The sequence below is a fragment of the Nocardia sp. BMG111209 genome, from assembly GCF_000381925.1.
Taxonomy (GTDB): Bacteria; Actinomycetota; Actinomycetes; order Mycobacteriales; family Mycobacteriaceae; genus Nocardia.
In genome coordinates this window covers 2,146,026-2,171,866 of record NZ_KB907307.1, presented here as the reverse complement: position 1 = coordinate 2,171,866, position 25,841 = coordinate 2,146,026, and the positions used below count along the sequence as shown (strand labels likewise).

Sequence of the window (25,841 nt, the reverse complement as noted above, 5' to 3'; positions counted from 1 at the left end):
CATGACGGCTGTGTCGGAGTCTCGGCACGCGCTCGACGTCGCCGCGATCCGCGCCGACTTCCCGATCCTGAGCCGCACGGTGCGGGACGGAAAGCCGTTGGCGTACTTGGATTCCGGCGCCACCGCGCAGCGCCCGCTGCAGGTGCTCGACGCCGAGCGGGCCTTCCTGCTGGAGCACAACGCCGCCGTGCACCGCAGCGCGCACCAGCTGGCCGAGGAGGCCAACGAGGCGTACGAGGACGCTCGCGCGACGATCGCCGGCTTCGTGGGCGTCGGCGCCGACGAGATCGTGTACACCAAGAACGCGACCGAATCGCTGAACCTGGTGGCGTACGCCTTCTCCGACGACCGTTTCCCGCACCGGGTCGGCCCCGGCGACGAGATCGTGATCACCGAACTGGAGCACCACGCGAATCTGGTGCCCTGGCAGGAGACCGCGCGCCGTACCGGCGCGACCCTGAAGTGGTACGGGGTTACGGACGACGGGCGGATCGATCTGGATTCGCTGGAGCTGTCGCCGCGTACCAAGGTGGTCGCGTTCAGCCATCAGTCCAATGTGACCGGCGCGGTCGCCGATGTGGCCGAATTGGTCCGGCGGGCAAAGGAAGTCGGCGCGCTCGTGGTGCTCGACGCCTGCCAGTCGGTGCCGCATCAGCCGGTGGATCTGCGCGCGCTGGGTGTCGACTTCGCCGCGTTCTCCGGGCACAAGATGCTCGGGCCGTCCGGCGTCGGCATCCTGTACGGGCGTCGGGAACTACTGGAGGACACTCCGCCGTTCATCACCGGCGGCTCCATGATCGAGACCGTCTACATGGATCACAGCACCTACGCGCCGCCGCCGCAGCGGTTCGAGGCCGGGTCGCAGATGATCTCGCAGGTGGTCGGATTGGCCGCGGCCGTACGGTATCTCACCGATCTGGGTATGGATGCCGTTGCCGCGCACGAACATTCGCTGGTCGGCGCCACGCTCGAGGGGCTCGGCGCGATCGACGGCGTGCGGATCATCGGGCCGACCGAGAACGTCGCCCGCGGTGGTGCGGTGTCGTTCCTGGTCGACGGGGTGCACGCGCACGATGTGGGGCAGGTGCTCGACGATCAGGGTGTCGCTATCCGGGTCGGTCATCACTGTGCCTGGCCGTTGCATCGGCACTTCGGAATTGCTGCCACCGCTCGCGCGTCTTTTGCGGTGTACAGCACACTGGAGGAAGTGGATCAGCTGGTCGCCGCGGTGCGGAAGGCCCGAGAGTTCTTCGGGGTTGCATAGATCATGCGCTTGGAGCAGATGTATCAGGAAGTGATCCTGGATCACTACAAGCACCCGCACGGCCGCGGCCTGCGGGAGCCGTACGAGGCCGAGGTGCATCACGTCAATCCGACCTGTGGTGACGAGGTGACGTTGCGGGTGCACATTGATGGTAATGGCGATGTGGCCGATGTCTCGTACGACGGTCAGGGCTGCTCGATCAGTCAGGCCGCTACGTCGGTTCTCACCGATCAGGTGGTCGGGTTGCCGGTGCAGCAGGCTTTGAAGACCGTCGACGCGTTCAGCGAGATGATCGCGAGCCGCGGCGCGGTCGAGGGCGACGAGGACGTGATCGGCGACGGCATCGCCTTCGCCGGCGTGGCGAAGTACCCGGCCCGGGTCAAGTGCGCCCTGCTGGGCTGGATGGCGTTCAAGGACGCGGTGATCCGGGTAACCGACCAGGAAGCCAAGGCTCCGATGAGCAACGGAGAGAAGCAGTCATGAGCGAGACGAACATCCCGGAGACGGCCGAGGCCGCGGCGGCGGAGACCGGCGCGCCCGCCGAGCCCGTGCAGTTGTCGCCCGAGGAGCTGCGGCAGCTGGAGGACCTCGAGGAGGCGATGCGCGACGTCGTCGATCCCGAACTCGGCATCAACGTGGTCGATCTCGGCCTCGTGTACGACCTGCGCGTCGAGGGCAACGTGGCGCTGCTGGACATGACCCTGACCTCCGCGGCCTGCCCGCTCACCGACGTGATCGAGGATCAGTCCCGTAACGCCCTGGTCCGCAGCGGCCTGGTCGAGGACCTGAAGATCAACTGGGTCTGGATGCCGCCGTGGGGCCCGGACAAGATCACCGAGGACGGGCGCGAGCAACTGCGCGCCCTCGGCTTCACCGTCTGACCTTCTCGATCTGCCGCGGCCGCGGCAGATTCGAGCCGGCCGGTGAAATTCGGGGCTCCCGTCATCGGTTGTGCCGCCGTACCCTTGACCCAACTGACAGGGACGAGGGGAAGTCGGTGCGGCCGGGCCGGGTTGTCGTGTACGCGGAGGCGAGTGCGTCGGGCCGCCGCCTGCTCGGATGAGCGAGGGTGGCGCGCTGGGCGCTGCTGTCGATCTGGCGCGTACCCGGCTGGCCGAGGTCGTCGAACGCATCGGCCGGGTCATGTCGGAGGCCGTCGAAGGCAGCTCCCAACGGGTCGTGCGCAGCGTCGAGGGCACGGTGGCCGTCGACGAGGCGACCGTCGTACCGGCCTGGAAGGCGTACTCGGAGCAGAAATTCATTGTCAAGAACCAGCAGACGCATCCGATCAACAACGCAGACGGAAGCAAATGGGAAGCGCTCGGGGCGAACAACTCCGGATCGGAGTGGGCCGCCGACCACGACAATGTGAAAGCGGCCCTGAACAATTCGGGCGAATTGACGGATCGGGTCGAGCGAATTCTCACCCTCAATTTCAAGGAAGGTGCCACTCCGGGCACGCAGAACAAATTGAACGAATATCGCCGGCAGGTCGACCGTCAGCTGGACGGCGTGAATAGGCTGTCGTCCCGGGAGATCCTGGACAACTGGCAGCACGTCGAGCGGGTCGGTACCGCGCAGCGCGTGGCCCGCGAGGAGTACGAGACGGACCTGTACGAGCGGAAGCTCTACGAGGCGCTGGAGATGGACGGCCGGGGCGAGTTGAACGGGCGCTCTCCGGAGGATTACGCGCAGCAGCAGGTCGCGGCCGAGATGGCCAAGAAGCGCGCGCTGCACGAACAGGATCTGGCCGGTGGTGGCGCGGACCGGATCGGCGTGCTCCCGGACGGCACCTGGAGCATGGGCGACAAGTATGTAAACTCGTCGCTGGGAAGTCAGTGGAAGACTCTCCGGAACGACCTCCGCGACTATGCGGAACAATTGCACAGATCCGGTGACGGAAAGAAACTACTCAATGTGAGATGGAGAGTCGGCTGACCATGTCGCGCATCACCGAGGCCATCGTCCGTAATTGGGGACAACCGACTTTCCGCACCGAAACTCCCACGGAGCGTTTCGAACAGTTCCGGGACGTCGCACCGCCCGCACTGCTCGACATCTGGTTCGAATTCGGTTTCTCCGGATTCGACGACGGCAGGTGGTGGATCTGCGATCCGGTGGCCTGGCAGCCTGCGGTCGACGCGTGGACGGCGGGCCTGGAACTACCCACCGGTCCCGATTCCTGGATCGCGGTGACCCGCTCCGCATTCGGCCGCATGAAACTCTGGAGCCCGAACACGGGATTCGGCCTCACCGTGCTGCCCTATCTCGGCTGGCTGATGTACAAGCCCAGCCCCCGGCAGGTGCGCGACGAATCCACCACCGAGATGGCGATGTATGCCGGCTTCCTGGCACAGACCCGCGAGAACATGGACGTCCCGGATGAGGACGGCGCGGGGATCTTCGACCAGGTGCTGCCCCGGCTGGGCCCGGTCGCGGCGGATACCGTCTACGGTTTCGTCCCCGCGCCGGCGCTGGGCGGTTCGCTCGCCGCCGACCACGTCGAACTCTTCGACGCCGACGTGCACATGCGGTTGCTCAGCGATCTCACGCCCCGGCAACTGATGGAACGGGCCACCCAGTAGCGACTCTCGGACATTGAACCGCCGAGCGCGCGAATCCGTGTGTGACACAGTGGGTGCCGAAGCGCGGCGCCGCGGGTGAGGAGAGTGCCGATGTCCACGATCGACGGATTGCCGGTCCACGCACTACTGGTGCACGTGATCGTCGTGTTGGTACCCCTGACGGCCGTCCTGGCCGCGCTGTGCGCGGTGTGGCCCGCGGCGCGGCGCCGGCTGGTCTGGCTGGTGGCGGTGCTGGCCGCGGTGACGCTGGCGCTGACCCCGGTGACCACGGGGGCGGGGGAGTGGCTGGAGCGGCGGGTCGGCCCGTCGCCGGGGCTGCGAACCCACACCGACCTCGGCGACACCATGATCTGGTTCACGGCCGCGCTCGCGGTCGCCGCCGCGCTGCTGGTGTTGTGGCACGTGCGCGAGGGCCGGAAGCCGTTGGGTCGCCTACTGGCCGGCGTGATCGCGGTCGTGATCCTCGCGGCGAGCGTGGCGGCGGTGGTCCAGGTGTACCGAGTCGGCGAATCGGGGGCGCGAGCGGTGTGGGGCGGAGTCGCCGCCGTCGCGCCCGCGCCGGGGTCGTGATGCCGGGGCGCCGAAGTTCCGCCGCGCGCGGGAGTCGCGCACGATCGGTGGATCGGGACACTAGTTCTCGACCGGTGTGTACAGCGGGAAGTAATCGGCGAGCATGAACTCGGGCAATATGTACTGCGGAAACATCTTCGTCGTGGCCTCCGGATGAAGGATATGGATTATCAACCCCTCGTTGTCGGGGGCGCAGACGGCTTTCAAGCCTGCCTTCTTCACTTTCCGGTAGAAATCCCAGTCCCAGCACACGTCGGCGAAGGTGATATCGGCGATCTCCACCTGCGGGAGTGTGTTCTTCCGCCAGATGTAGGAGAATCCGTAACCCCACAGTTTGTCGATGACCCAATCCGGATTCCAGCCGTCGGTCGATATCGGCATCGCCGCGACCGGCTCCCACGGTGAGAAGACATAGTGCGTCGGCGACAGGATGTCCGACGCCCAGTAGGCGAAAGTCCGCTGCTCGGGGCTGTACGCGAACCATCGGCTCAGCGTGCAGAAGTCGGCATCCCCGAGGAATCGGACCATACGCTCGATGTACTGCGGCGCGTAATAGTCGTCGTCGTCGAACACCGCGATGAGCTGCCCTCGGGCCAGTTTCGCCATGGCCTGCAATTTGCTGCCTATCGTGAGGCGTTCGGCCGGCATGTGGTGATATCTGACACCGCGTTCCTCGTATTCTGGATCGAATAGGTGTCCACTGGGCTCGGGGCTGTCGTCGAATACGATCATCTCGAGTGCGCCGCCATAGGTTTGTGCGAGAAAGTTCTCGACCTGTCTGCGCAGGTATTTCGGCCGCTGATACGTCGGGCAGATGACGCTGACCGCCGGCAGGTCGGTGCTTTCGGACGCTGGGACAAGTTCGATCTCTGGTCGCACCGCACGAGTGTAGCCATCCGGAAATGTCAGCGCCGCAGCACTTTCCGGGCGAGATAGTTGCCCGCGAACTGCACTCCCTGTACGCCCGCGACGATGATCAAGGTGGCGACCAGCGTGACCTGCCAGTCGAAGCGCTGATAGCCGTACACGAGTGCGAAATCGCCGAGCCCGCCGCCGCCGACGGTGCCCGCCATCGCCGACATGTCGACGATCGCGATCACCACGAAGGTGTAGCCGAGTACCAAGGGGCCCAAGGCTTCCGGGATCAGCAGGGTGGCGATGATGCGAAGCGGCCCGGCCCCCATCGACCGGGCCGCCTCGATCACGCCCGGGTCCACCGTCACCAGGTTCTGCTCGACGATCCGGGCGATTCCGAACGAGGCCGCGACGATCATCACGAACGCGGCCGCGTCGGTGCCGATGGTGGTGCCGACCACCTGCAGCGTCACCGGCCCCAGCGCGGCCAGCAGGATGATGAACGGGATCGGCCGTACCACGTTCACGATCACGTTGAGCAGCAGGTGGATCGGCGCGTTGGCCAGCAGACCACCACGACGGGTGGTGTAGAGGGCGGTGCCCAGCGCGAGGCCGAACACCCCGCCGACCGCGAAGGTCAGCAGTACGAGGTAGATGCTGGTGCCGATCGCGTCCCAGAGCACCGGCCGCAGTTGGGTCCAATTCGTCTGCACGGCAGCCTCTCTCACGCCTCGATCGGCACGGCGGCCGCACTCAGGTCGGCGACCACCCGGTCCACCGCGGCCTCGGGACCGTCCAGGGCGAAGGTGATACTGCCGAAGGTACGGTCCTGCAACGCGCTCACGCCGCCGTACACCACCTCGAACCGGACCCCGGTGGCGGCCGCGGCCGCCAGTGCGGCGCCGACCCCGCGGCCGTCCGTGATGTCGACGGTGACCAGCCGCCCCGGATGCGCCGCGCGCAGCCGGCGCAGTTCGTCCGCGGAGGGCCGGTTGTGCAGCACGGTCTCGACGAACGATTTCGTCGGCGCCGCCTGCGGATGCGCGAAAACATCGAAGGTGTCGGCCAATTCGACGATACGTCCCTCGGCGAGCACCGCGACCCGGTCGGCGACCGCGCGGATCACGTCCATCTCGTGGGTGATCACCACGATGGTCACGCCGAGTTCGGTGTTGACCTTGCGCAACAACCGCAGCACCTCGCCGGTGGTCTCCGGATCGAGGGCGGAAGTGGCCTCGTCGGCGAGCAGCAGCGCTGGCGAGGTGGCCAGTGCCCGCGCGATGCCCACGCGCTGTTTCTGCCCGCCGGACAACTGATCCGGATAACTGCGCGCCTTGTCGGAGAGCCCGACGAACTCCAGCAGTTCCGCCACCCGCGCCTTGCGTTTCGCCCGCGGCCAGCCCGCCACCTTCAGCGGATACTCGACATTGCCTGCGGCGGTGCGGGATCGGAACAGGTTGAACTGCTGGAAGATCATGCCGATGTCCAGGCGCAGCCGCCGCACCCGGGCCTCCGGGATCCCGGTGATCGGCTGTCCGGCGACCAACACCTCGCCGGCGGTCGGCTTCTCCAGGCCGTTGATCAGCCGGACCAGGGTGCTCTTACCCGCGCCGGAATAGCCGATGATGCCGAAGATCTCGCCGCGCTCGATGCGCAGGTCGATATCGGCCAGCGCGGTCGTGGTGGTCCGGCCGACGGTGAAGGTCTTACCGGCGGAACGGAATTCGACCGCGGGCGCGTCGTTGCCCGCGCTCACTTGTGCTCTCGGAGGCCCTGCTCGACCCGGGCCAGGATCTGCTCCAGGTCGGCCTGTGAGCGCTTGACCTCGATACCGCTGCCCTTGGTGGCCTCGGCCCACGCCTTCTGCACCTCCGGGTCGTGGAAGACGTCCACCAGCTTCAGCAGTTTCGGATCGTTCTTGTCCGCCGCGCGGACCGCGAGCACGTTGATGTACGGCTCGGCGGCCGGGTTGTTCGGATCGTCGGCGTACAGCGCCGAATGCGGGTCGATACCGGCCCGTTCCAGGAAGGTGTTGTTGATGATCGAGCCGTCGACCGAGTTCAGCGACAGCGCGGTCTGGGTGGCGTCGACCGTGGTCACCTTGACCTTGCTGGCGGCCTTGTCGACATCGGCGGCGGTGGGCTGCGACGGGCTGCCGGTGAACTTCACCAGTCCTGCGGCGGCCAGCACGTTCAGCCCCCGGGCCAGATTGGTCGGATCGTTCGGGACCGCGACCTCACCGCCGGCCGGGATCTCGGCGAGGGTCTTGTGCTTCTTCGAATACAGCGCCAGCGGAACGATGTACGTGGAGCCGATCGGGGTGACGGTGTCGTTGCTCGACACGTCGTACTGGCCCAGGAACTGCAGGTGCTGGAACAGATTGACGTCGATCTGCTTCTGCGCCAGTGCGAGATTCGGCGTCTTGTAGTCGGTGAAGTTGGTGGTCTGCAACGTGATGCCGTTGCGCTTGGCCACCTGTTCGAAGGTGTCCCAGGCCGAATTGCGGTCGGTGGTCCCGATCCGTATCACGGTGCCCGAGGACGACGAGTCGCCGCTGCCGCCGCAGGCGGTGAGGCCGAGGACGGCGGCCAGGGCCAGGACCGGAATCGCCAGTACCCGTCGGAATTTCACTCGTGCTCCCGCGTGATCGTCGAAAGGTGAACCCGACCATCACACGGGAGCGCACCGCACCCGGCAAGGCTTGCGATTGCGGTGAACGAAACCCTGGCCGCACCGGCCTACGGATTGGTCTTGACGACGATGGTGCTGCAGACCTTGTCGGCGAAGGTCTGGCGCTTCTCGTCCCACAGCGGCCACAGATAGCCGATGTAGCAGGCGATTCCGTCGAGGAAGTGCGCGAGCTGCCGGACGAAGGACATCCCGAAGCCGAGGAATCGGCCGTCGGCCTCCCGCACGAGGCTGATACCGACCACCCGCTTACCCCAGGTCTGTCCCGTCTTGCCCTCGAGATAGATCAGGTACAGGGTGACGCCGACCGCGGACAGCCAGCCCAGCAGCACGAAGATCAGCCCGATCGCGGACAGGCCGCCACCGGTGCACTGGTACACCCCGTCCTGATCGGTGCTGCAGCTCATCGAACTACTGCCGATCGCGAACCCGATCGCGTAGAGGATGGCCGCGGGCACGAAGGCGATCAGGCCGTCGATCAGCCGGGCGCCGATGCGCAGGAACCAGCTGGCATAGGGCAGCGCGGGCGCGCCGTACGGCGTGTAGCCGCCGCCGGGCGGATAGCCGTAGCCGGACGGGGGCGGCGGGTAGCCCGGCTGGCCGCCGTACGGCTGCTGACCGTACGGCTGTTGCCCGGTGTAGGGCTGCGTACCGTAGGGCTGGCCGCCGTACGGCTGCTGCTGCGACCCGCTGCCCTGCTGCCCGTACGGCGGTTGCGCACCCGGATATCCGGGCTGGCTCCAGCCGCCGGAATCGCCGTAGCCCGGCTGGGACGACGGGGGATAGCCGTACCCGGGCTGGCCCTGCCACGCCGCGGCGTTCGGATCGCTGGGCTCGGATGGGTTGCTCATCTGTGATTCCTCCGACGTTCATGGGACGACAACGGTGAGCGCATCGACCGGAGTCCGACGTGTGACGCAACTGTGCGGCGGGTGTGAACTCGTTTGCCAAGTATCGCCGACGCGCCGCCGGCACGGCGGCCGAAGCCCATGGATTGCCATATTCCGGCGAATCGGCGCGCGATGAGTATTCGATTTCCGGGTATTCGATTCAGCCGCGATGATGGTCCCGTGGACGACATCACCTACGAGGACACCCGGTTCGGGCTGCACGCGGTGTCGGAGTTGCTCGTCGCCGGGCCGCAGTATCGGCGATTCGGCACCATCCGGATGCGGATCGTGCTCGGCGGCTTCGCCGGCACCAAATGGCCGGTCTCCGTGCTCGGTTCGGATCTGGTCTGGTCGGCCGGCCGGGTGCCGCTGACCGGCAATTTCGCCGAGGTCGCACGGCAGGCCGGTTTCGAGGCGATCGCCCCGCCACCCGGCCTCTACGCCGACGGCACCGGTCTGGATCCGGCCGAGCCGCTGGTCCTGGACGGCGCCGCGCTGGCGTCGATCCACGACTGGTTCGCCGTCGGCGACACCGCGCTGCGCCGCTTCGCCGATCAGCCGCCCACGCTCTGGCCGGAGCATTTCGATCTGTCCGCGGCGGTGGATCAGGTGAATTACGGTGTGTCGCCGGGTGATTGGAACAATTCGGAGCCGTACGCCTACGTCGGGCCGTGGACCGCGCGCACGGGCGAATTCTGGAATGCCCCGTTCGGGGCGATGCGGCCGCGTTCCGCCGTTCCGACGGTGGAGAGCCTGCTGGAGTTCTTCCGCGAGGGCAAGGCCCGCGCCGCCGGGCAATAGCCCGGCCGATGCCGGGGTAGGGGGCGGGTGCGCGACCCGAAAGTTCAAGCGCCCTTACGGGTCTGGCGGCCCGTCGATTTGGCGGGAGCCTTCGCGGCCGTTTTCTTGGCGGTGGTCTTCTTCGCGGCGGACTTCGCGGCCGTGGATTTGCCGGCGGTGGATTTCGCCGCCGATTCGGCGGCCTTCTTCTTCGGCGGCGCCGCGGCGGGTGCGGCCTCGCCGCGGCGGCCGGTGGCCTCGAGGCTGCGTTGCAGTGCGGCGACCAGATCGACCACCTCGGCATCCATCTCCGGCGCCGGCGCCTCCTCGTGCCGGGTCACGGTGCCGGTACCGGATTCGATCGCCTCGTCGAGCAATCTCTTCAACTCGATCTGATATTCGTCCTTGTAGAGACTCGGATCGAAATCATCGGACATGCTGTCGACCAGGGTCTCGGCCATCGCGATCTCCTGCGATCGCGGCGCGGCCACCCCGTCGAGCGATTCGAAATCCGCCGCGCGCACCTCGTCGGGCCACAGCAGCGTCTGCAACACCAGCACCCCGTCGCGCACCCGCAGCGCCGCGAGCCGGGTCTTCTGCCGGAGCGTGAAATTCACCAGGGCCACCCGGTCCACCTGGTCGAGCGTCGTCGCCAGCAGCACATAGGCCTTCGGCGTGGTGGAATCCGGCTCCAGGTAATAACTCCGGTCGAACAGAATCGGATCGATCTGATCGGAGGGCACGAACTGCAACACCGGAATCTCGTGCTTCTCCGCGACCGGCAATTTCGCGAAATCCTCGTCGGTGAGCACCACCTTGTCGCCCTCGGGCGACTCGTACGCCTTGTCGATGTCGGCGTACTGCACGGACTGGCCGCAGACGGTGCACACCCGGTCGTATTTGATGCGCCCGCCGTCCTTGGCGTGCACCTGATGGAACCGGATGTCGTGATCCTCGGTGGCGGTGTACACCTTCACCGGGACATTCACCAGCCCGAATGCGATGGAGCCCTTCCAGATGGATCTCACACGCTCGATCGTACTTTCGACCGGTGTGTCCCGTAGGGCACGTGGACCCGATTGTAACCTTGCCGGACGATGGAGATCGACGAACAACTCGCCGCCGAACTACCCGCCGATCCGGCGGCCGCCGTCGCGTTGCAACAACGTTTGCGCGCGCTGGTCGAGCCGTACGACCCCGCCCCGCCGCATTTCCAGACGATCGCCGGACTCGATTGCGCCTACGACGACGCGGGTAACGTCGTCGCCGCCGTGGTGGTGCTGGACGCGGCGACGCTGGAACCGGTCGACACTGCCACCGCCCGCGGCCACACCACCTTCCCGTACATCCCGGGCCTGCTCGCCTTCCGCGAACTGCCCACCACCATCGCGGCTCTGCGGCAACTCGGCACCACGCCGGACCTGCTGATCTGCGACGGCCAGGGCCTCGCGCACCCGCGCCGCTTCGGACTCGCCTGCCACCTCGGCCTGCTCACCGGCGTGCCGACCGCGGGCGTCGCGAAAACCCTCTGGGGTGACTGCGGCGACCTCGGCGCCGAACGCGGCGCGACCGCCGACATCACGATCGACGGTGAACTCGTCGGCCGCGCGCTGCGCACCCGCACCGCCGTGAAACCGGTCCACGTCTCCGTCGGCCACCGCACGACCCTCGAAACCGCCTGTGCCGCAACCCTGCACCTGACCCCGCGCTACCGGCAGCCCGAAACCACCCGCCGCGCGGACCATCTCTGCCGCATGCTGTTGCGGGGTTAGCTCGCGAGGGCCGCGGTGAGCGCCGCTACCTGTGCGGACCGGAAGGATCGGGCGACTCCGGTTTTCGCCAGTACCTCGTCGAAACCGTGGAAGGCGCCGTCGATCACCAGGGTGTCGCAGGCTACCCCGTTGTCCGCCAGGCGTTTCGCGTAGGCGAGGTCCTCGTCGTGGAACAGGTCGAGGCTGCCGACGCCGATCCAGGCCGGCGGCAGGCCGGACAGATCCTCGTACCGCGCGGGGGCGGCGAGGCCGCTCACGGCCGGATCTCCCGGCGGCAGCGCGGTATAGGCCTGCCAGCCGAAGGCGTTGGACCGGTTGTTCCACAGCCGGAAATTCGACTCGTCCAGGTCGGTGCGCAGCACGGTGCGGTCGTCGAGCATCGGATAGGCCAGGAGCTGGAACACCGGGTGTACCTCACCGCGCTCGTGCGCGAGCAGCGCCAGCGCGGCCGCCAGTCCGCCACCGGCGCTGGCCCCGCCGATCGCGATCCGATCGGCGTCGATATCGGGCTGCCGGGCCAGCCAGCTCAGGGCGTCGTGACAGTCGTGCAGCGGCGCCGGGAACGGGTGTTCGGGGGCCAGCCGGTAGTCGGCGGAGGCCACCACGATGCCGAGTTCGCGGGCGAAGTGCCGGCACAGCCAATCGTCCTGTGCCGCACTGCCGATCACGTAACCGCCGCCGTGGATCCACAGCAGGGCCGCCGACGGGTCCGCCGCGGTCGGCGGCCGGTACACCCGCACGGTGATGTCGCCGGCTCGTTCCACCCGTACGTCGGACGGGGTGCGACGCCCGGTGAGCCCGGTGAGGGCCCGGACCACCGGAAGTGACCGCTTACTCACCGCGCTGCGCGGCAGCCACCGCGCGGTTCCGCGCAGGTCGGGGTGGAATGCGTTGGCGTGCACCATGGTCTTCCGTTCGCTGGACAGCGTGTGGATTGTCCCATATTCGCCTGTACGATGGAGGATCTTGTTCAGTCCGAGGAGAACCGATTTCATGCGTATTGCGAATCTGGCCGGCCGGGGTGTGTTCGTGCTCGGTGGCGAGGACGGTGATCACCAGGCCGCGGAGATCGCGGCGGTGTCCGGCGGCCGTTTCGGCCCGGACCTCGGCCAGATCTACCAGAACTGGGGCCGGTTCCGGGAGTGGGCCGCGACGCTGTCCCCGGATGCGCTCCACACGCATGCCTTCCCGCTGAACCGCGCTCTGCTCGGCGCGCCCTCGCCGGCGCCGCGCCAGGTGTTCGCCGTCGGACTGAACTACCGCGACCACGTCGCCGAGACCGGCTTCGCCGTACCCGAGCAGTTGCCGCCGGTGTTCACCAAGTACGTCTCCTCGTTCAGTGGGCCCGACAGCACGGTTGTGCTGCCCGCGGGTGGCCACGTCGACTGGGAGGTCGAGCTGGTCGTGATCATCGGCCGCGAGCTGCACCGTGCCGACCGCGAGCAGATCTGGCCGGCCGTCGCGGGTGTGACCGTGGGCCAGGATCTTTCCGAGCGGATCTCGCAGTTCCGCGGTCCCGCAGCGCAATTCGGCCTGGGCAAGTCCTTCCCGGGATTCGCGCCGCAGGGTCCGTGGCTGGTCACTCCCGACGAACTGGCCGACCGCGACGATCTCGAACTCGGCTGTGCGATCGACGGTCAGGAGGTGCAGAAGGCCCGCACCGGTGATTTGCTCTTCCCGGTGCCGGAACTGCTTGCGCGACTGTCGGACACCGTCGTGCTGCTGCCCGGCGACGTGATCTTCACCGGTACCCCGGCCGGCGTCGGCATGGGCCGTGACCCGCAGCGATTCCTCCAGTCCGGCGAAACCCTGGACAGCTGGATCGAGGGCATCGGCACCTTGCGCCAGACCTTCATCGCCCGGCGGTAGCCACTCCCGCGGCGGTTCTCCCGCGCGGTCCGTTCCCGGGCGGACCGTGACGTTTCCGTGTCAGTATTCACAGCAACTGCACGGCTGGCTCCGACTCGAAATGCGCCGGTGCTGAGGTGAACTGGAGGGCGTGCTGAACAGCGTGGGGCAGGATCCGGGGGACGAACCGGAACTCGACGATATGACGATCGCGATCACCCGCCGCGAGCTGTTGCGGGTGGTGGGCATCACCGGTGAGTCGGTGAGCCGGCGTGGCGGCCGCTCACTGAACGCGGACGCGGTGGCGGCCCATACGGACGCGGCGATGGGCCGCAGCGCGTTCGTGGTCGCCGACGGCGTGGGTAATCATCTGCTGGCCGTGCGGGCGGCGCGGACCGTGGCCGCGGTCGCGGCGCAGGTCGGTGCGCGCCGCGGCGCGCGGGCCGCGATCCTGGCCGCGCAACAGGAACTGCGCCGCCAGTACCCGCAGGACGAGGCCGACGCGGTGCTGGTGGTGGCGGTACTGCCCGCCGCCGGGCGCGCCGACGGCCGCATCGATATCGCGTGGGTGGGCGACTGCCGCGCGTACCGGTGGAACGGGCGGGTGCTGCACCAGATCACCACCGATCACACCGTCGGCGAATATCTGCGCACCTACGGGCACCATCCGGCGGCCCGGATGGACCACCTGGTGACCACCTCGGCCCGGACCGTCCGGCCCGGCGCCGTCGGCCACGCGGCCACCGGCTCGAGTGCCGGCCGGTTGCTGCTGTGTACCGACGGCGTGCACAAGCCGATCGACATGGCGACGGTGAAATCCGTCCTGTGCGAGTCGACCGATGCGGCGGCCGCGGCGGAAGCCTTGGTGGACAGCGCGTTACGCGCCGGCGGAACCGACAACACCACCGCGCTCGTGGTCGACCGAGGCTAGGTCGAAGGCCGCGCCGACGAGTTCGACCGACCGCACCCGGTCCGCGAGGGCCGAGGCGTGGTGGGCGAGGATCAGTTCGTCGGCGCCGATGCCCGCCGCGAACTCGGTGAGGAACTCGCGCACCTCCGCCGGGGTTCCGGCGGCGGTGTACTTCATCATCGAGGCGAGGTGGCTGCCGTTCGGCGACGCCAGGAACGCGTCGATCTCGTCGTCGGTGAACCGCACGTCGGCGGCGCCGCGGGAGATCATGCTGCGGGCCCGCGCGCGGTAGGCGACGGCGCGCTGCTGCCGGGCATCCTCGCTGTCGGCCGCGGCGAACACGTTGGCCGCGGCCATGATGTACGGCCGCGCCAGCTGATCCGAGGGCTGGAACCGCTCGCGATAGATCTCCACCGCCTGATGCAGCGCGTCCGGCGCGAAATGCGAGGCGAAGGCGTACGGCAGGCCCAGCTGGGCGGCGAGCTGCGCGCCGAACAGCGAGGAGCCGAGGATGTACAGCGGCACGGCCTCCGGCGCCTGCGGCACCGCGCGCACACCCGGAATCCGGGATCGGCCGCTCAGATAGCCCTGCAGTTCCAGCACGTCGCGCGGGAACGAATCCGCCGAGGTGTGGTCGCGCCGCAGCGCGAGCATGGTCTTCTGATCGCTGCCCGGCGCCCGGCCGAGGCCGAGGTCGATCCGGCCCGGGAACAGCGTCTCCAGCGTGCCGAACTGTTCCGCGATCACCAGCGGCGAGTGATTGGGCAGCATGATGCCGCCCGCGCCGAGCCGGATGGTGTCGGTGTTGGCCGCCACGTATCCGATCAGCACGCTGGTGGCGCTGGAGGCGATGGTGTTCATGTTGTGGTGCTCGGCGTACCAGACGCGGCGATAACCGCTGCGCTCGGCGGCTCGGGCGATGGCGACGCTGTTGTCGAAGCTGTCGCGCGCGGTCTCCCCGGGCGCGATCGACGCGAGATCGAGGATGGACAGGGCGATGGGCATACGGAACGGCCTTCCGGCAGGAGAGACGTGCACCCGCTATGATACGGACTGTCAGTCCGCTTGTGTCGACCGGAGGGCCGGATGCGTGCCGACGCCGAACGCAACCGGGCCGCGATCCTCGCGGTGGCCGGTCGCCTGATCTGTGAGGACCACCGCGTCGACGTCTCGATGGACGAGATCGCCGCGGCCGCCGACGTCGGCAAGGGCACCCTCTTCCGCCGGTTCACCGACCGCGAGGGCCTGATCCGCGCGGTGTTCGACGACCGGACCTGCCGCGCCTGGGCACAGGCCCGCGAGATCGCCGCCGACCCCGCGCTACCGGCCGCCGAGCGGATCGTGGCCTACGTCGCCGCCGTCTTCGACCTCTGCTCCGGCCTGCAGCCGCTGCTGCGCGCCCTGCCCGAGAGCTGTCATGCCCGCACCTGGGGTCCGTGGCAGGCGCTGCTCGCGGACCTGATCGCCGAGGCCGCTCCGGAGGCCGACGCGCAATTCCTGGCCCTGGCCGTCTTCGCGAGCCTGCGACCGGAGATCACCGCCGCGATCTCGGCCCCGCGCCACCGCGCGGGCGTGCTCGCCCTCACCGCGCGGATCCTCGGACCGGGCCGCCGCTAGCCCGGCCGTCCGACTCGGCCGAAAATCACTGGACCCGAGCCGTTTTCACGCCGATCATCGACGGATGACCACGAACCCCCAGGACCGTCTCCGGCTGGTCGGGCGCGACGAGCCCGCGGCAGCGTCGGCCGGTCCGCTGTCGTGGGTGATGCACGTCGACGACAGCGACTCCCCGCGCGATGTCATCGACGCGCTCGGCCTCGCGCCGTACCTCAGCGGCGAGCAGCCGCACGCCCGCACGGCCGAGCTCTACCACGTCAAGCCGGACGCGCCGCTGTGCCCCGAGGGCGCCCGCGTGCTGCGCACCAGCGAGGACAGCGGCACCCGGACCGTGCTGTCCACCGGCGAGGGCTGGACGCTGCGCACCCTGCGCCGGTCCGGCGGCGACGCGGTGCTCAACGTCTGCGCCGTCAGCGAGGAGCTGGCCCGCGAGGTGATCGCCACCTGCTCCGAAGATGCCACGGTCACACCGGAATCCGACGACAGCCAGGTGTCCATGGGCTTCTGGCATGCCGGGTCGCACGGCCCGAACCGGCGCGAACGCACCATCACCGCGGCCGGCTGGGCCGATATCGCGGGCAACTACGGCACCGGGGTGGCCGCCGCGATGCAGCAGCTGATGTCGTTGCGGCCCGAGGACATCAGCGCGCGGCTGCTCCTGCTGCACGGGCCGCCGGGCACCGGCAAGACCTCCGCGCTGCGCGCGCTGGCCCGCGAATGGTCGGACTGGTGCCAGGTCGACTGCGTCCTCGACCCGGAGGCGCTGTTCGCCAACACCGGTTACCTCATGGAGGTCGCGATCGGCGTCGACACCTACGACGAGGAGAAGCGGCGCTGGCGGCTGCTGGTCCTGGAGGACTGCGACGAACTGATCCGCGGTTCGGCGAAGGAGTCCACCGGCCAGGGCCTGTCCCGGCTGCTGAACCTCACCGACGGCATGCTGGGCCAGGGCCGCGACGTGCTGGTGGCCATCACCACCAACGAGAACCTGTCCCGGCTGCACCCCGCGGTGATCCGTCCGGGCCGCTGCCTCGCGCAGCTCGAGGTCGGACGGCTCCCGCACCCGGAGGCGACGGCCTGGCTGGCGCGCGAACTCGGCGACCGGCCCCGGCCCGACGTCGGTCCCGACGGGATGACGCTCGCGGAACTCATCGAGGCCCGCGACGACCACGCCCGCATCCAGGCGCTGCCGCCGGCCCCCACGGTCGGGGGATACCTGTGAGACCCGCACGCCGCCGGGGGTAATGTCGGCGTGCGGGTTGCGGGGACGGGAAGGTGAACACCGGTGACGGTTTCGGACGAACGCGGCTCGGCGACCGCGACCAGCATGCGCACGACCGGCGCGCACGACGCGCACGGGGATTCCGGGGCGGACGTCTGGGAGGTGATGTCCACCGCCCGCTCGATCCGCCGCTTCACCGACGAACCGGTCGACGACGCCACCCTCACCCGCTGCCTGCGCGCGGCGACGTGGGCGCCGTCGGGGGCCAACGCTCAGGCCCGGCGGTTCGTGGTGCTGCGCTCCCCGGAGCTGCGGGCCGTGGTCGCGCAGGCCGCGGCCCAGGCGCTGCAGGTGATCGAGCCGGTCTACGGAATGACCCGGCCCGATCCGTCCGACCACGGCCGCCGGGCCCGCGGTGATCGTGCGGTCTACGAATTGCACGACCGCGCAGGCGAATTCACCTCGGTGCTGTTCACCCAGGAGCGGTTCAGCACGGCGTCGGAGCTGCTGCTCGGCGGATCGATCTTCCCGGCCGTGCAGAATTTCCTGCTCGCCGCGCGGGCCTGCGGCCTCGGCGCCTGCCTGACCAGCTGGGCCTCCTACGGCGGTGAGGCGTTGCTGCGCGCCGCGGTCGGTGTCCCGGACAACTGGATCGTCGCCGGGCACGTGGTGGTCGGGTGGCCGCGCGGCGGCTACGGCCCGGTCCGCCGCCGCCCGCTGGCGGAGTCGGTGTTCCTCGACCGCTGGGACGAACCGGCGAGCGAACTGCTCGCCGCGCCGTCGGACGACGGGCGGGGTTCCGGTACGTAGACTCCGGCTGTGACCGATCTCGCGGAATTCGCCCGGCTGGCCGATCGCAGCAACGGCCTCAGCGTGGTCTCGACCCTGCGTGCCGACAACACGATCCAGTCGTCGCTGGTCAATGTCGGGGTGCTGAAACATCCCGATACCGGCGTGGATGTGGTCGGGCTGGTGGTGTTCGGCGCCAGCCGCAAACTCGCCAATCTGCGGGCCCGCCCGCGCACGACGATCGTCGCCCACGCCGGCTGGCAGTGGGCGGCGGTCGAGGGCCCGGTGTGGATCGCCGGTCCGGACGTTCCGGCGCCGGGTGTCGACGCCGAGCGGCTGCGGCTGTTGCTGCGCGAGGTGTTCAGCGCGGCCGGTGGCACACACGACGATTGGGACGAGTACGACCGGGTCATGCTCGCCGAACGCCGCACTGTGCTGCTCGTCACTCCGGAGCGTGTGTACAGCAACGGCTGAGCTCCGAGCCGGTCCGGTGGCGAACCGCCGGACCGGGATCGGGTCCGCTCGGACCTGGCCGCCGGGCCCGTCCGGCCGGGGGATTCCGCTCGAGCACTTGCAGTGTCGTAGGTCACTGTAAATACTTGGGCGGCACGATTTTCGGAGGGAGTGACATGGTCGGGTCCAGGGTGAGATGGACTGCAGCCGCGATACCGGATCAGCACGGCCGGTCGGCGGTGGTGACGGGAGCGAATTCCGGGCTCGGGTTCGAGACCGCGCGGATGCTCGCCGAGCACGGCGCGCACGTGGTGCTCGCCTGCCGCAACCCGGAGCGCGCCACCGCGGCGGCCGAGCAGATCCGGCTCACCGCGCCCGACGCCGAATTGAGTTCGGTCCGGCTGGATCTGGCCGACCCGGATTCGATCCGGGCGGCCGCCGAGGAACTCCGGGAGCGGCTGGCGCGGATCGACCTGCTGATCAACAACGCCGGGGCCGCCTTCGGCGAACTCTCCCTCGTCGGCGGCGTGGATCGCACGTTCGCCACCAATCAGCTGGGCCCGTTCGCGTTCACCGGCCTGCTGCTGGACCGGGTGCTGGCCGCGCCGGCCGGCCGGATCGTGGTGGTGAGCAGCAACGTCTCGGGCATGGACGAACTGGATCTGGACGATCTGGACTACACCCGCCGCGGTTACGGCCGCTGGAAGGCCTACGCTCAGTCGAAGCTGGCCAATCTCGTGTTCGCCCTGGAACTTCAGCGGCGGCTGTCCGCCGCCGACGCGAAAACCCTTGTGGCTGCGGCACATCCCGGTGGCGCGAACACCGACTTCGGCGCCAACACCGGCGGCTTCATCGGATTCATGGGCTCGAAGTCGATGCGCCGGTTCACCGCTCCGCTGGCCATTTCCGCCGCGCAGGGCGCGCTGAACACGCTGCGGGCCGCGGTGGATCCCGAGGTCCGCGGCGGCGATTTCTACTGTCCCGATCGCCTCCGGAACATGCGCGGCTATCCCGCCTCCCGCGATCCGGGCCCGGTGGCCTCGGACGAGACGACCGGCGCGCGGCTGTGGGAAACCTGCACCCGCCTCACCGGCGTCGAGTACGCGTTCCCGGCCTGAGGCCGCGCCGCCTCGCCGGCGTCGCTCGTCTCAGTTGGCTAACTTTCAGCGACAGCGGGGCCCCTCCGGTCACATGATCGATGGGGCGGCCGTACTCGGAACGGCCCCCGAGAGGAGGACCGTGAAGACGCTGGACCGTCGCATCCGCCGCACGGTGGTCATGGTGGCGACCCTGCTCGCGCTGGCCCCCGCCCTGTCCGTGATCCCCGCCGCCGGGGCGCAGCCCCCGCCCCTGCCGGGCCCGTGGTTCCCGCCGCCCGACGACGAGTGGTTCGACGGTCCGCCGCCACCGGACGCCGACTGGTGGCGGGACGGTCCGGACGACCGCGACCAGTGGGACGATCGCCGGTGGCGCGACGGCCCGGACGATCGGCCGTGGGGCGACGGCCCGCCGGAGGACCGCGGCTGGCATCAGGGCCCGCCACCCCCGGGCTTCTTCCCGCCCCACCCCTAGCTCCGGGCCCGGCGATGCCCCCGCCGTATCCCGGACCCGGATGTCCGTGTTGCCCGCCTCCTCCTCCCTGATCCCGGGCGGGACCGGATTCCGGGGACAGCCGTGCTCAGGCCGACGGGCCTGGGCACGGCTTCTCCGTGTTCCGGGCCGGTGCTCAGGCTTCCGGGCCCGGTGGAACGAGAGGTCCCGCCCCGGATCGCTCCGGGGCGGGACCGCACTCGATGACGTCCCCTCCGATCGTCACCGAGCCGTCGTCGATGACTCCCCTCCGCGGCCATCGACGTCTCGACGGTAGGCGCCCTGCCGGTCGCCGCGACAGCCCGAATCCGGCATTCGGCGTGAAGTTGCTGGTCACAGCATCGATCCGGTCATCCGGACCGGAACATCCCGGACATCGGCGGCGGCGCCGGATCCCGCAGCCGCCGGACCGGCCGGTCCGGCGGGCGAAACGCGCCCGTTCCGGAGCGGACCCCGATTTTCCGGACCGGAAAGGTTCCGACGTGGGGATCCGTTCCGCGGCGCGATCGGTCGCGGTCGCGGGCCTCGTACGGTGAGCCGGTACCGGGATCAGGAGGAAGACGGAATGCTGGTCGGGGACCGGAGCCGGTTCGGCATCGAATACGAGCTGGATGCGGTCGGCCCGGGAGGTCCGGATCGGCTGCCCGGCCGCCTCCGCTGGTGGTGCGGGGGTGAGCCGGTGGGCCGCTACGACGTGGCGACCTCGATCGCGGAGGCCGCCGTCGCGACCGGCCGGATCGCCGCGCGCGCCGACCGCCGCCGCAACGCCGACCTGATGGCCCGGCCCGCGGCCGAGGTGGTGCGGATCGTCACCGACGCCCTGTTCACCGACAACGAGCGCACCGAGGAGCAGATCGACGCCGACGCCCGGCTCTACTGGCCGTCGTTCGTCGGTCCGCGCACCGAATCCTTCGATCCCTGGGACGTTTTCGTCGTCGAGGACGGGCCGGCCGCCCGGCTGATCTGGTGCCGGATCGGCCGTCCGGAGATACGCGAATGTGCCCTGCGCCGAGGCGAGTTCGACGGTGTGCTGCGAATGTTTCTCGACGCCTTGCACTTCGGCGGGCAGTGATAGGTTCTGGCGCGGAGGTGTGCGGTATGGACCGGCTCGATGTTCCCGCGGAATCCGAGGATTCCGCGTCGCCCGCGAAGCCGGTCGCGACGTCCCGGCTGGTCCGGGGTTCGCGACTGGGCGCCGTGGTGGCGGCCCAGGCCGTGCGCAAGCGCCGCACCCGGCTGTCGATGATCGGCCGCTCGGCCGCCGCGCGCGAGCGGCTGGCCGACGAGTCGACCATGAAGATGGCCGAACAACTGGTCGTGGTCCTCGGCGATATGAAGGGCCTGGCGATGAAGCTCGGCCAGTTCCTGTCGATGCTGGATCTGGACCTGGTGCCGCCGGATCAGCGGGAGTCGTTCCAGAGCCGGCTGGCGGTGTTGCGCGATCAGGCGCCGGCGGTCGATTTCGACACGATGCGCCGGGTCGTCGAGGAGGAGCGGGGCGCGCCGCTGGAGCGGCTGTTCGCGGAGTTCGATCCGGAACCGGTCGCCGCCGCCTCGATCGGGCAGGTCTACCGGGCCCGGTTGCCCGACGGGACCGAGGTCGCGGTGAAGGTGCAGTATCCGGGCATCGACGCGGCCGTCCGCGCCGATCTCCGCAACATCGGCATGCTGCGCTTCCTGATCGCGCAGTTCCTGCCCGGATTCACCGTCGCGGTGCTGGACGAGTTCCGGTCCACCGTGCTGAACGAACTGGACTACACCACCGAGGCGCGCACCCAGGCGCAGGTGGCGGACCTGTTCACCGATCATCCGTTCATCTCGGTGCCCCGGGCGTTCCCGGAACTCGGCAGCGCGCACGTGCTGGTGACCGAATTCTGCGCGGGTACGCCGTTCGAGGCCATGCGGGCACTGCCGGACGCCGAGCGCGACCGCCTCGGCGAGATCGTCTACCGCTTCTACGTCGGCTCGCTGTACGAATTCGGCGAGTTCTGCGGCGATCCGCACCCGGGCAATCTGCTGCTGCGCCCGGACGGCCGGCTGGCCTTCCTCGATTTCGGCCTGTACAAGCGAATGGACAAGGGGCACATGGCCTTCGAGGTGGCCTGCCTGCGCGCGGCCGCCGAGGACCGGCACGACGACCTGTACCGGCTGATGGTCGACCGCGGCGTCATCGACGAAATCGCCGGGGTGACCGCCGAGGAGTGCTGCGAGTACGTGCTGGCGGCCTCGGAGTGGTGCCTGGTCGACGAGCCGCTGCCGATCACCCCGGATCTGGCCTCCGGCGCATTCCTGATGGCGATCGATCCGCGGCTCGCGGAGTTCTCCGGGATGCGACGGCAGAATCTGCCGCCGGAGCATCTGTTCTCCCGGCGCGCGGACTTCATGACCTTCGGCACTCTCGGCCAACTGCGGGCCACCGCGAACTGGCACCGCATCGCCCGGGAGTGGCTCTACGACGACGAGCCGGTCACCGAACTCGGTGCGCAACACCGGATCTGGCGCCGGCAGCGGGAACGCGACGGTGCGCCGGTCACCGGGGCGTGACCGGCACCGGCAGGTCACGCCACACCCGGCGCCGCTTCCAGCGGATCTGGATCTCGCGGACCAGGCGCACGGTGTCGATATAGGAGGCGACCGGATTCTGCGGCGGGCTGTACTGGTCCCACAGATTGCTGATCCGGTCCAGCATCTCGGTCTGCCCGGGACGCTCGCCGACGTCGCGGAAGATCGCCAGCGCCTGCTGGACCAGATCGGTGCCGCCGGAATAGTCGCCGACCTTGTAGCGCACCAGGCCCAGGCCCATGAAGGCGTACGCCTCGCCGAGCCGGTCACCGATCTCGCGGAAGATCACCGGCGCCTGCTGCACCAGTTCGGCCGCGCCCGCGTAGTCGCCGGCCTGATAGCGCAACAGCCCGAGCCCGATGAAGGTGTAGCCCTGGCTGACCCGGTCGCCGATCTCGCGGAAGATCGCCAGGGCCTGCTGCGCGTATCCGGTCGCCGCGACGAAATCGTCGGTGGCGCCGTGCAACAGGGTCAGGCCCGCGAGGCTGAAGGCGTGCCCGAACCGGTCACCGACCTCCTCGAAGATCGACTTCGCCTGGTGCACGAGGGTATCGGCGCCGGCGAGATCCCCGGTGGCGTACCGCAGCCGGGCGAGGCTGCTCAGTGCGTACGCCTGCCCGACCCGGTCGCCGATCTCCCGGAAGATGCCCAGCGCCTGTTGCAGTCGATCGATCCCGCCGGGGACGTCGTCGGTGACATAGCTCAGCCGGCCGAGCCCGCTGAGCGCGTAGGCCTGTCCGACCCGGTCGCCGATCTCGCGGAAGATGGTGAGCGCCTGCTGCATTCGCTCGTCGGCGCGCGGATACTCGCCGTCGGCGTATGCGAGCAGTCCCAGTTCGATCAGCGTGTACGCCTGGCCCACCCGGTCGCCGATGTCCAGGAATATCGCCAGCGCCTTGTCCATCCGCTCGACCGCGCCGGAGTAGTCGCCGGTGGAGTAGCGCACCAGCCCGAGATCGCTGAGTACGTAGGCCTGTCCGACCCGGTCGCCGATCTCCTCGAACATGGCCAGCGATCGGCCCATCTGCTCGGAGGCGTCGGAACAGTCGCCCGTCGCGTAACCGACCCGGCCCAGATTGCTCAGCGCGTACGCCTCGCCCCAGCGGTCGCCGGCCTCCCGATAGTTCTGCAGCGCAACCGTTGTCAGATCCGCCGCACCCGGATAGTCGCCCATCGCGAACCGCACCGCGACCAGATCGTTGAGCGCGTAGGCGATGCCGAACCGGTCGTCGATCTCGCGCGAAAGGGCCTGTGCCTGTTCGAGTGCCGCGACGGCGCTCGCGTAGTCGCCGGTGGCATAGTGCACGACGCCGAGTTCGTTGAGCGCGTACGCCTCGCCGGAGCGGTCGTCGATCTCCTGGAACACCGCGAGCGACTGTTCCACCAGATTCACCGTGCCGGGGTAGTCGCCGGTTGCGTAGCGCACCACGCCCAGCCCGATCAGCGCGTACGCCTCGCCGAGCCCGTCGCCGACCTCCTGGTAGATGGCCAGCGCCCGGCGCATCAGATCCGCCGTGCCGGGGTAATCGCCGGTGGCATAACCCAATCGGCCGAGGATGCTCAGGCAGCGCGCCTCCCCGGCCCGGTCGCCGAGCCCCCGGTACACCGCCAGCGCCTGGCGGGCCAGGCTTTCGGTACCCGGATAGTCGCCGGTGGCGTAGCGGACCGTGCCCAGGTCCAGCAGGGCGGCGGCCAAGCCGATCCGGTCGTCACTGTGCTCGGCGTGGGTGGCGGCCCGGCGGTGCAGCCGGATGGCCAGCGGCCAGGGCCCGTCCAGGCGCAGCAATCCGGCCAGCGCGCCGGTCAATCCGATCACCCGGGCCGGTTGATGATGCGCCGCACCGTATTCCAGGCAGGACAGCAGGTTGCCGCGCTCGGCCCGCATCCACGCCAGCGCCGCCGCGGCGGTGGCGAACCGCGGCGCGGCCTCGGATTCGGCGGCGCCGGCGGGCGGTTGCGGCCGGGGACCGCCGACCAGGAACCAGTTGGCCCGTTCGCCGGTGCGCTGATAGTGGTCCAGCAGCCGGTCCACGGCCGCGCGATGCTCGTCGTCGCTGCCGGGCAACGCTCGCGCGTATTCGCGCAGCAGATCGTGCATCCGGTACCGGCCGCGGGCGGGTTCCTCGATGAGGTGATCGGTGAACAGCACCTCCAGTTCGCGGCGGGCCTCGGTCTCGGTGCTGCCCGCCAGCACCGCGGCCGCGTGGCTGTCGATATCGGGCCCGGGGTGCACGCTCAGCAGCCGGAACAGCCGCTGCCGGTGCGGCGGCAGGTCGCGGTAGGACATCGTGAACGCGGCCCGGACCGCGCGTTCCCCGGCCTCCAGTTCGGACAACCGGTCCTGGGCGGCGGCGAAATCGGCGGCCGCCTCGGGAATGGTCCAGGCGGTGTGATGGGCCAGCCGCCCGGCGAGCAGCACGATCGCCAGCGGCAGGTAGCCGCACAGCCGGGCGATATCGGCCATCGCGGTGTCGTCGCCGTCGGCGGCGGGCCGATGGGCCAGCGTGCGGAACAGCTCGGCGGCCTTCTCCGGATCCAGGGTGTCCAGCGCCAGCGGCAGTGAGCCGTCGAGGGCGACCAGCCGCCGCCGGCTGGTGATCAGCGTCAGGCAGCCGGGCCCGTTCGGCAGCAGCGGCTCGACCTGCTCGTGGTCCCGGGCGTCGTCGAGGACGAGCAGGATTCGCTTGCCCGCCACCTGGTTCCGCCACATGTTGCGCCGACTGTCCAGCGTGTCGGGCACATTGCGCGGATCGACACCCAGATCGGTGAGCAGCCCGGCCAATACCTCGGTCGGGGTGGCCGCGCTGTGCCCGGAGGTGTGCGCGTGCAGGTTGACGAAGAATCGGCCGTCGGGATAGCGGTCGGCCAGCCGGTGCGCGGCCCGGGTGGCCAGCGCGGTCTTCCCGACCCCGGGCATACCGTCGATGGTGTAGATCGACACCGCCGGACCGGTGGCCGCCAGGTCGAGGATGCGCTGCAGTTCGGGTTCGCGCCCGATCAGCGTGTCGATATCGCGCGGCAGGGTGTCGGTGACGGCGGGCCGCGGCAGCGGCACCGGCGGCGCGCGCAACGGTTCCGGCCCCCGGTCGCTGCGGGCCTCGGCGTTGGCCTCGTTCCAGAGTCGTTGCCAGACGATCCGATTCAGCAGGCGGGAGCCCGCCGGGGTGCCGTGCTGCCGGGCCAGGGCCGTGAGCGTGTCCAGGACCGGTTCGAAGGAGGCGAACCGGGCGGGGACCGCCCGGCCGGACCGCCAGTCGCTGATCCGCTGGACCGGCGGCAGCCGCCGCGCGGCGGGGAACCGGGAGCGGGTGGCCCGGAAGACCCCGTCCAGCGTCGGATTTCCCGCGGCATCGAACAATTCGGTCAGCGACTCCGCGAAATGCGTTCGCGCCGAGCTCAACTTGGCGCTGCCGTCGGCGGATCCGGTCACGGCTGCCAGGTTAGAG

The 25,841-nt window shown here is 69.5% G+C and carries 27 protein-coding genes; 18 read left to right on the top strand and 9 right to left on the bottom strand.

The genetic code is table 11. The features are described from left to right. Position 1: 1 nt before the first annotated feature. From G361_RS0109975 to G361_RS0109950, 6 genes are all read left to right on the top strand, one after another. Positions 2-1,264, top strand: coding sequence for a cysteine desulfurase (locus G361_RS0109975; RefSeq protein ID WP_019926933.1), 1,263 nt, complete (start codon positions 2-4; stop codon positions 1,262-1,264). Between the two features lie 3 nt (positions 1,265-1,267). Beyond that, positions 1,268-1,747 (top strand): Fe-S cluster assembly sulfur transfer protein SufU, encoded by a 480-nt coding sequence (gene sufU / locus G361_RS0109970; RefSeq protein ID WP_019926932.1) that lies wholly within the window; start codon positions 1,268-1,270, stop codon positions 1,745-1,747. Further along, the gene (locus G361_RS0109965; protein ID WP_019926931.1) at positions 1,744-2,145 is read left to right on the top strand and encodes a metal-sulfur cluster assembly factor; all 402 of its coding nucleotides are present in this window, start codon (positions 1,744-1,746) and stop codon (positions 2,143-2,145) included. Before sufU ends, G361_RS0109965 begins: the two co-directional genes overlap by 4 nt. 178 nt (positions 2,146-2,323) lie before the next feature. Continuing rightward, positions 2,324-3,202, top strand: coding sequence for a polymorphic toxin type 15 domain-containing protein (locus tag G361_RS0109960; RefSeq protein ID WP_026342870.1), 879 nt, complete (start codon positions 2,324-2,326; stop codon positions 3,200-3,202). Further along, positions 3,187-3,849: a GAD-like domain-containing protein gene (locus tag G361_RS0109955; RefSeq protein WP_019926930.1), complete on the top strand. Its 663-nt coding sequence runs from the start codon at positions 3,187-3,189 to the stop codon at positions 3,847-3,849. The genes G361_RS0109960 and G361_RS0109955 overlap by 16 nt, the downstream gene beginning before the upstream one ends. Positions 3,850-3,939: 90 nt before the next feature. Further along, a complete protein-coding gene (locus G361_RS0109950) occupies positions 3,940-4,419 on the top strand; it encodes a DUF2231 domain-containing protein (RefSeq protein WP_019926929.1) in 480 nt (159 codons plus the stop codon). A 60-nt stretch (positions 4,420-4,479) separates the two neighbouring features. Here G361_RS0109950 and G361_RS0109945 read toward each other — a convergent pair whose 3' ends face one another. From G361_RS0109945 to G361_RS43060, 5 genes are all read right to left on the bottom strand, one after another. Then, positions 4,480-5,298: a glycosyltransferase family 2 protein gene (locus G361_RS0109945; RefSeq protein WP_019926928.1), complete on the bottom strand. Its 819-nt coding sequence runs from the start codon at positions 5,296-5,298 to the stop codon at positions 4,480-4,482. A 26-nt stretch (positions 5,299-5,324) separates the two neighbouring features. Then, on the bottom strand, positions 5,325-5,987 hold the full coding sequence (locus tag G361_RS0109940; RefSeq protein ID WP_019926927.1) for a methionine ABC transporter permease: 663 nt from the start codon (positions 5,985-5,987) through the stop codon (positions 5,325-5,327). A gap of 11 nt (positions 5,988-5,998) precedes the next feature. Beyond that, positions 5,999-7,030 carry a methionine ABC transporter ATP-binding protein gene (locus G361_RS0109935; RefSeq protein ID WP_019926926.1) on the bottom strand — a complete coding sequence of 344 codons (1,032 nt, stop codon included), beginning with the start codon at positions 7,028-7,030 and terminating at the stop codon, positions 5,999-6,001. Continuing rightward, a complete protein-coding gene (locus tag G361_RS0109930; RefSeq protein ID WP_019926925.1) occupies positions 7,027-7,905 on the bottom strand; it encodes a MetQ/NlpA family ABC transporter substrate-binding protein in 879 nt (292 codons plus the stop codon). The genes G361_RS0109935 and G361_RS0109930 overlap by 4 nt, the downstream gene beginning before the upstream one ends. A gap of 107 nt (positions 7,906-8,012) precedes the next feature. Then, positions 8,013-8,813, bottom strand: a complete 801-nt coding sequence (locus G361_RS43060) for an RDD family protein (RefSeq protein WP_019926924.1) — start codon at positions 8,811-8,813, stop codon at positions 8,013-8,015. A 219-nt stretch (positions 8,814-9,032) separates the two neighbouring features. Here G361_RS43060 and G361_RS0109920 point away from each other — a divergent pair, with 219 nt between their 5' ends. Beyond that, complete coding sequence (locus G361_RS0109920; RefSeq protein ID WP_019926923.1) at positions 9,033-9,653, top strand: hypothetical protein; 621 nt, start codon at positions 9,033-9,035, stop codon at positions 9,651-9,653. 44 nt (positions 9,654-9,697) lie between these two features. On the opposite strand, the gene G361_RS0109915 is transcribed toward G361_RS0109920, so the two are convergent. Next, positions 9,698-10,660 carry a Ku protein gene (locus tag G361_RS0109915; RefSeq protein WP_019926922.1) on the bottom strand — a complete coding sequence of 321 codons (963 nt, stop codon included), beginning with the start codon at positions 10,658-10,660 and terminating at the stop codon, positions 9,698-9,700. 69 nt (positions 10,661-10,729) lie between these two features. Between G361_RS0109915 and G361_RS0109910 the strand changes: the two genes are divergently transcribed. Continuing rightward, positions 10,730-11,404: an endonuclease V gene (locus G361_RS0109910; protein ID WP_019926921.1), complete on the top strand. Its 675-nt coding sequence runs from the start codon at positions 10,730-10,732 to the stop codon at positions 11,402-11,404. Here the strand turns inward: G361_RS0109910 and G361_RS0109905 are convergent. After that, on the bottom strand, positions 11,401-12,309 hold the full coding sequence (locus G361_RS0109905) for an alpha/beta hydrolase (protein WP_155981389.1): 909 nt from the start codon (positions 12,307-12,309) through the stop codon (positions 11,401-11,403). The genes G361_RS0109910 and G361_RS0109905 overlap by 4 nt on opposite strands. An 88-nt stretch (positions 12,310-12,397) precedes the next feature. Here G361_RS0109905 and G361_RS0109900 point away from each other — a divergent pair, with 88 nt between their 5' ends. Together G361_RS0109900 and G361_RS0109895 are read left to right on the top strand one after the other, a co-directional pair. Then, a complete protein-coding gene (locus tag G361_RS0109900) occupies positions 12,398-13,273 on the top strand; it encodes a fumarylacetoacetate hydrolase family protein (RefSeq protein ID WP_019926919.1) in 876 nt (291 codons plus the stop codon). Positions 13,274-13,403: 130 nt separating this feature from the next. Further along, positions 13,404-14,183, top strand: coding sequence for a PP2C family serine/threonine-protein phosphatase (locus G361_RS0109895; protein WP_019926918.1), 780 nt, complete (start codon positions 13,404-13,406; stop codon positions 14,181-14,183). Here G361_RS0109895 and G361_RS0109890 read toward each other — a convergent pair. Next, positions 14,130-15,167, bottom strand: coding sequence for an LLM class flavin-dependent oxidoreductase (locus G361_RS0109890; RefSeq protein WP_019926917.1), 1,038 nt, complete (start codon positions 15,165-15,167; stop codon positions 14,130-14,132). The genes G361_RS0109895 and G361_RS0109890 overlap by 54 nt on opposite strands. 81 nt (positions 15,168-15,248) lie before the next feature. On the opposite strand from G361_RS0109890, the gene G361_RS43055 reads away from it, so the two are divergent. From G361_RS43055 to G361_RS0109845, 8 genes are all read left to right on the top strand, one after another. Further along, positions 15,249-15,779, top strand: coding sequence for a TetR/AcrR family transcriptional regulator (locus G361_RS43055; protein WP_019926916.1), 531 nt, complete (start codon positions 15,249-15,251; stop codon positions 15,777-15,779). A gap of 64 nt (positions 15,780-15,843) precedes the next feature. Then, the gene (locus tag G361_RS0109880; RefSeq protein ID WP_019926915.1) at positions 15,844-17,001 is read left to right on the top strand and encodes a DUF5925 domain-containing protein; all 1,158 of its coding nucleotides are present in this window, start codon (positions 15,844-15,846) and stop codon (positions 16,999-17,001) included. Between the two features lie 105 nt (positions 17,002-17,106). Next, positions 17,107-17,811, top strand: coding sequence for a nitroreductase family protein (locus tag G361_RS0109875; protein WP_052172760.1), 705 nt, complete (start codon positions 17,107-17,109; stop codon positions 17,809-17,811). A gap of 9 nt (positions 17,812-17,820) precedes the next feature. Further along, on the top strand, positions 17,821-18,264 hold the full coding sequence (locus G361_RS0109870; protein ID WP_019926913.1) for a hypothetical protein: 444 nt from the start codon (positions 17,821-17,823) through the stop codon (positions 18,262-18,264). Between the two features lie 170 nt (positions 18,265-18,434). Continuing rightward, positions 18,435-19,361, top strand: coding sequence for an oxidoreductase (locus G361_RS0109865; RefSeq protein ID WP_026342865.1), 927 nt, complete (start codon positions 18,435-18,437; stop codon positions 19,359-19,361). 121 nt (positions 19,362-19,482) lie between these two features. Continuing rightward, the gene (locus G361_RS43050; RefSeq protein WP_019926911.1) at positions 19,483-19,815 is read left to right on the top strand and encodes a hypothetical protein; all 333 of its coding nucleotides are present in this window, start codon (positions 19,483-19,485) and stop codon (positions 19,813-19,815) included. Between the two features lie 583 nt (positions 19,816-20,398). Further along, positions 20,399-20,905: an Imm42 family immunity protein gene (locus G361_RS0109850; RefSeq protein ID WP_155981388.1), complete on the top strand. Its 507-nt coding sequence runs from the start codon at positions 20,399-20,401 to the stop codon at positions 20,903-20,905. A 26-nt stretch (positions 20,906-20,931) separates the two neighbouring features. After that, the gene (locus G361_RS0109845) at positions 20,932-22,377 is read left to right on the top strand and encodes an AarF/ABC1/UbiB kinase family protein (protein WP_052172759.1); all 1,446 of its coding nucleotides are present in this window, start codon (positions 20,932-20,934) and stop codon (positions 22,375-22,377) included. Here G361_RS0109845 and G361_RS46815 read toward each other — a convergent pair. Then, positions 22,364-25,825: a tetratricopeptide repeat protein gene (locus G361_RS46815; protein ID WP_231386828.1), complete on the bottom strand. Its 3,462-nt coding sequence runs from the start codon at positions 25,823-25,825 to the stop codon at positions 22,364-22,366. The two genes, G361_RS0109845 and G361_RS46815, sit on opposite strands and share 14 nt — an antisense overlap. Positions 25,826-25,841 lie beyond the last annotated feature (16 nt).

What these genes read in the sequence shown, in the direction of transcription:
- G361_RS0109845 (WP_052172759.1), top strand. Translation starts at nt 20,932, where the DNA reads ATGGACCGGCTCGATGTTCCCGCGGAATCCGAGGATTCCGCGTCGCCC.
- G361_RS0109875 (WP_052172760.1), top strand. Translation starts at nt 17,107, where the DNA reads ATGCGCACGACCGGCGCGCACGACGCGCACGGGGATTCCGGGGCGGAC.
- G361_RS0109975 (WP_019926933.1), top strand. Translation starts at nt 2, where the DNA reads ATGACGGCTGTGTCGGAGTCTCGGCACGCGCTCGACGTCGCCGCGATC.
- G361_RS43060 (WP_019926924.1), bottom strand. Translation starts at nt 8,813, where the DNA reads ATGAGCAACCCATCCGAGCCCAGCGATCCGAACGCCGCGGCGTGGCAG.
- G361_RS0109900 (WP_019926919.1), top strand. Translation starts at nt 12,398, where the DNA reads ATGCGTATTGCGAATCTGGCCGGCCGGGGTGTGTTCGTGCTCGGTGGC.
- G361_RS0109880 (WP_019926915.1), top strand. Translation starts at nt 15,844, where the DNA reads ATGACCACGAACCCCCAGGACCGTCTCCGGCTGGTCGGGCGCGACGAG.
- G361_RS0109955 (WP_019926930.1), top strand. Translation starts at nt 3,187, where the DNA reads ATGGAGAGTCGGCTGACCATGTCGCGCATCACCGAGGCCATCGTCCGT.
- G361_RS0109890 (WP_019926917.1), bottom strand. Translation starts at nt 15,167, where the DNA reads ATGCCCATCGCCCTGTCCATCCTCGATCTCGCGTCGATCGCGCCCGGG.
- G361_RS0109950 (WP_019926929.1), top strand. Translation starts at nt 3,940, where the DNA reads ATGTCCACGATCGACGGATTGCCGGTCCACGCACTACTGGTGCACGTG.
- G361_RS0109905 (WP_155981389.1), bottom strand. Translation starts at nt 12,309, where the DNA reads ATGGTGCACGCCAACGCATTCCACCCCGACCTGCGCGGAACCGCGCGG.
- G361_RS0109910 (WP_019926921.1), top strand. Translation starts at nt 10,730, where the DNA reads ATGGAGATCGACGAACAACTCGCCGCCGAACTACCCGCCGATCCGGCG.
- G361_RS0109965 (WP_019926931.1), top strand. Translation starts at nt 1,744, where the DNA reads ATGAGCGAGACGAACATCCCGGAGACGGCCGAGGCCGCGGCGGCGGAG.
- G361_RS0109960 (WP_026342870.1), top strand. Translation starts at nt 2,324, where the DNA reads ATGAGCGAGGGTGGCGCGCTGGGCGCTGCTGTCGATCTGGCGCGTACC.
- G361_RS43055 (WP_019926916.1), top strand. Translation starts at nt 15,249, where the DNA reads ATGCGTGCCGACGCCGAACGCAACCGGGCCGCGATCCTCGCGGTGGCC.
- sufU (WP_019926932.1), top strand. Translation starts at nt 1,268, where the DNA reads ATGCGCTTGGAGCAGATGTATCAGGAAGTGATCCTGGATCACTACAAG.
- G361_RS0109850 (WP_155981388.1), top strand. Translation starts at nt 20,399, where the DNA reads ATGCTGGTCGGGGACCGGAGCCGGTTCGGCATCGAATACGAGCTGGAT.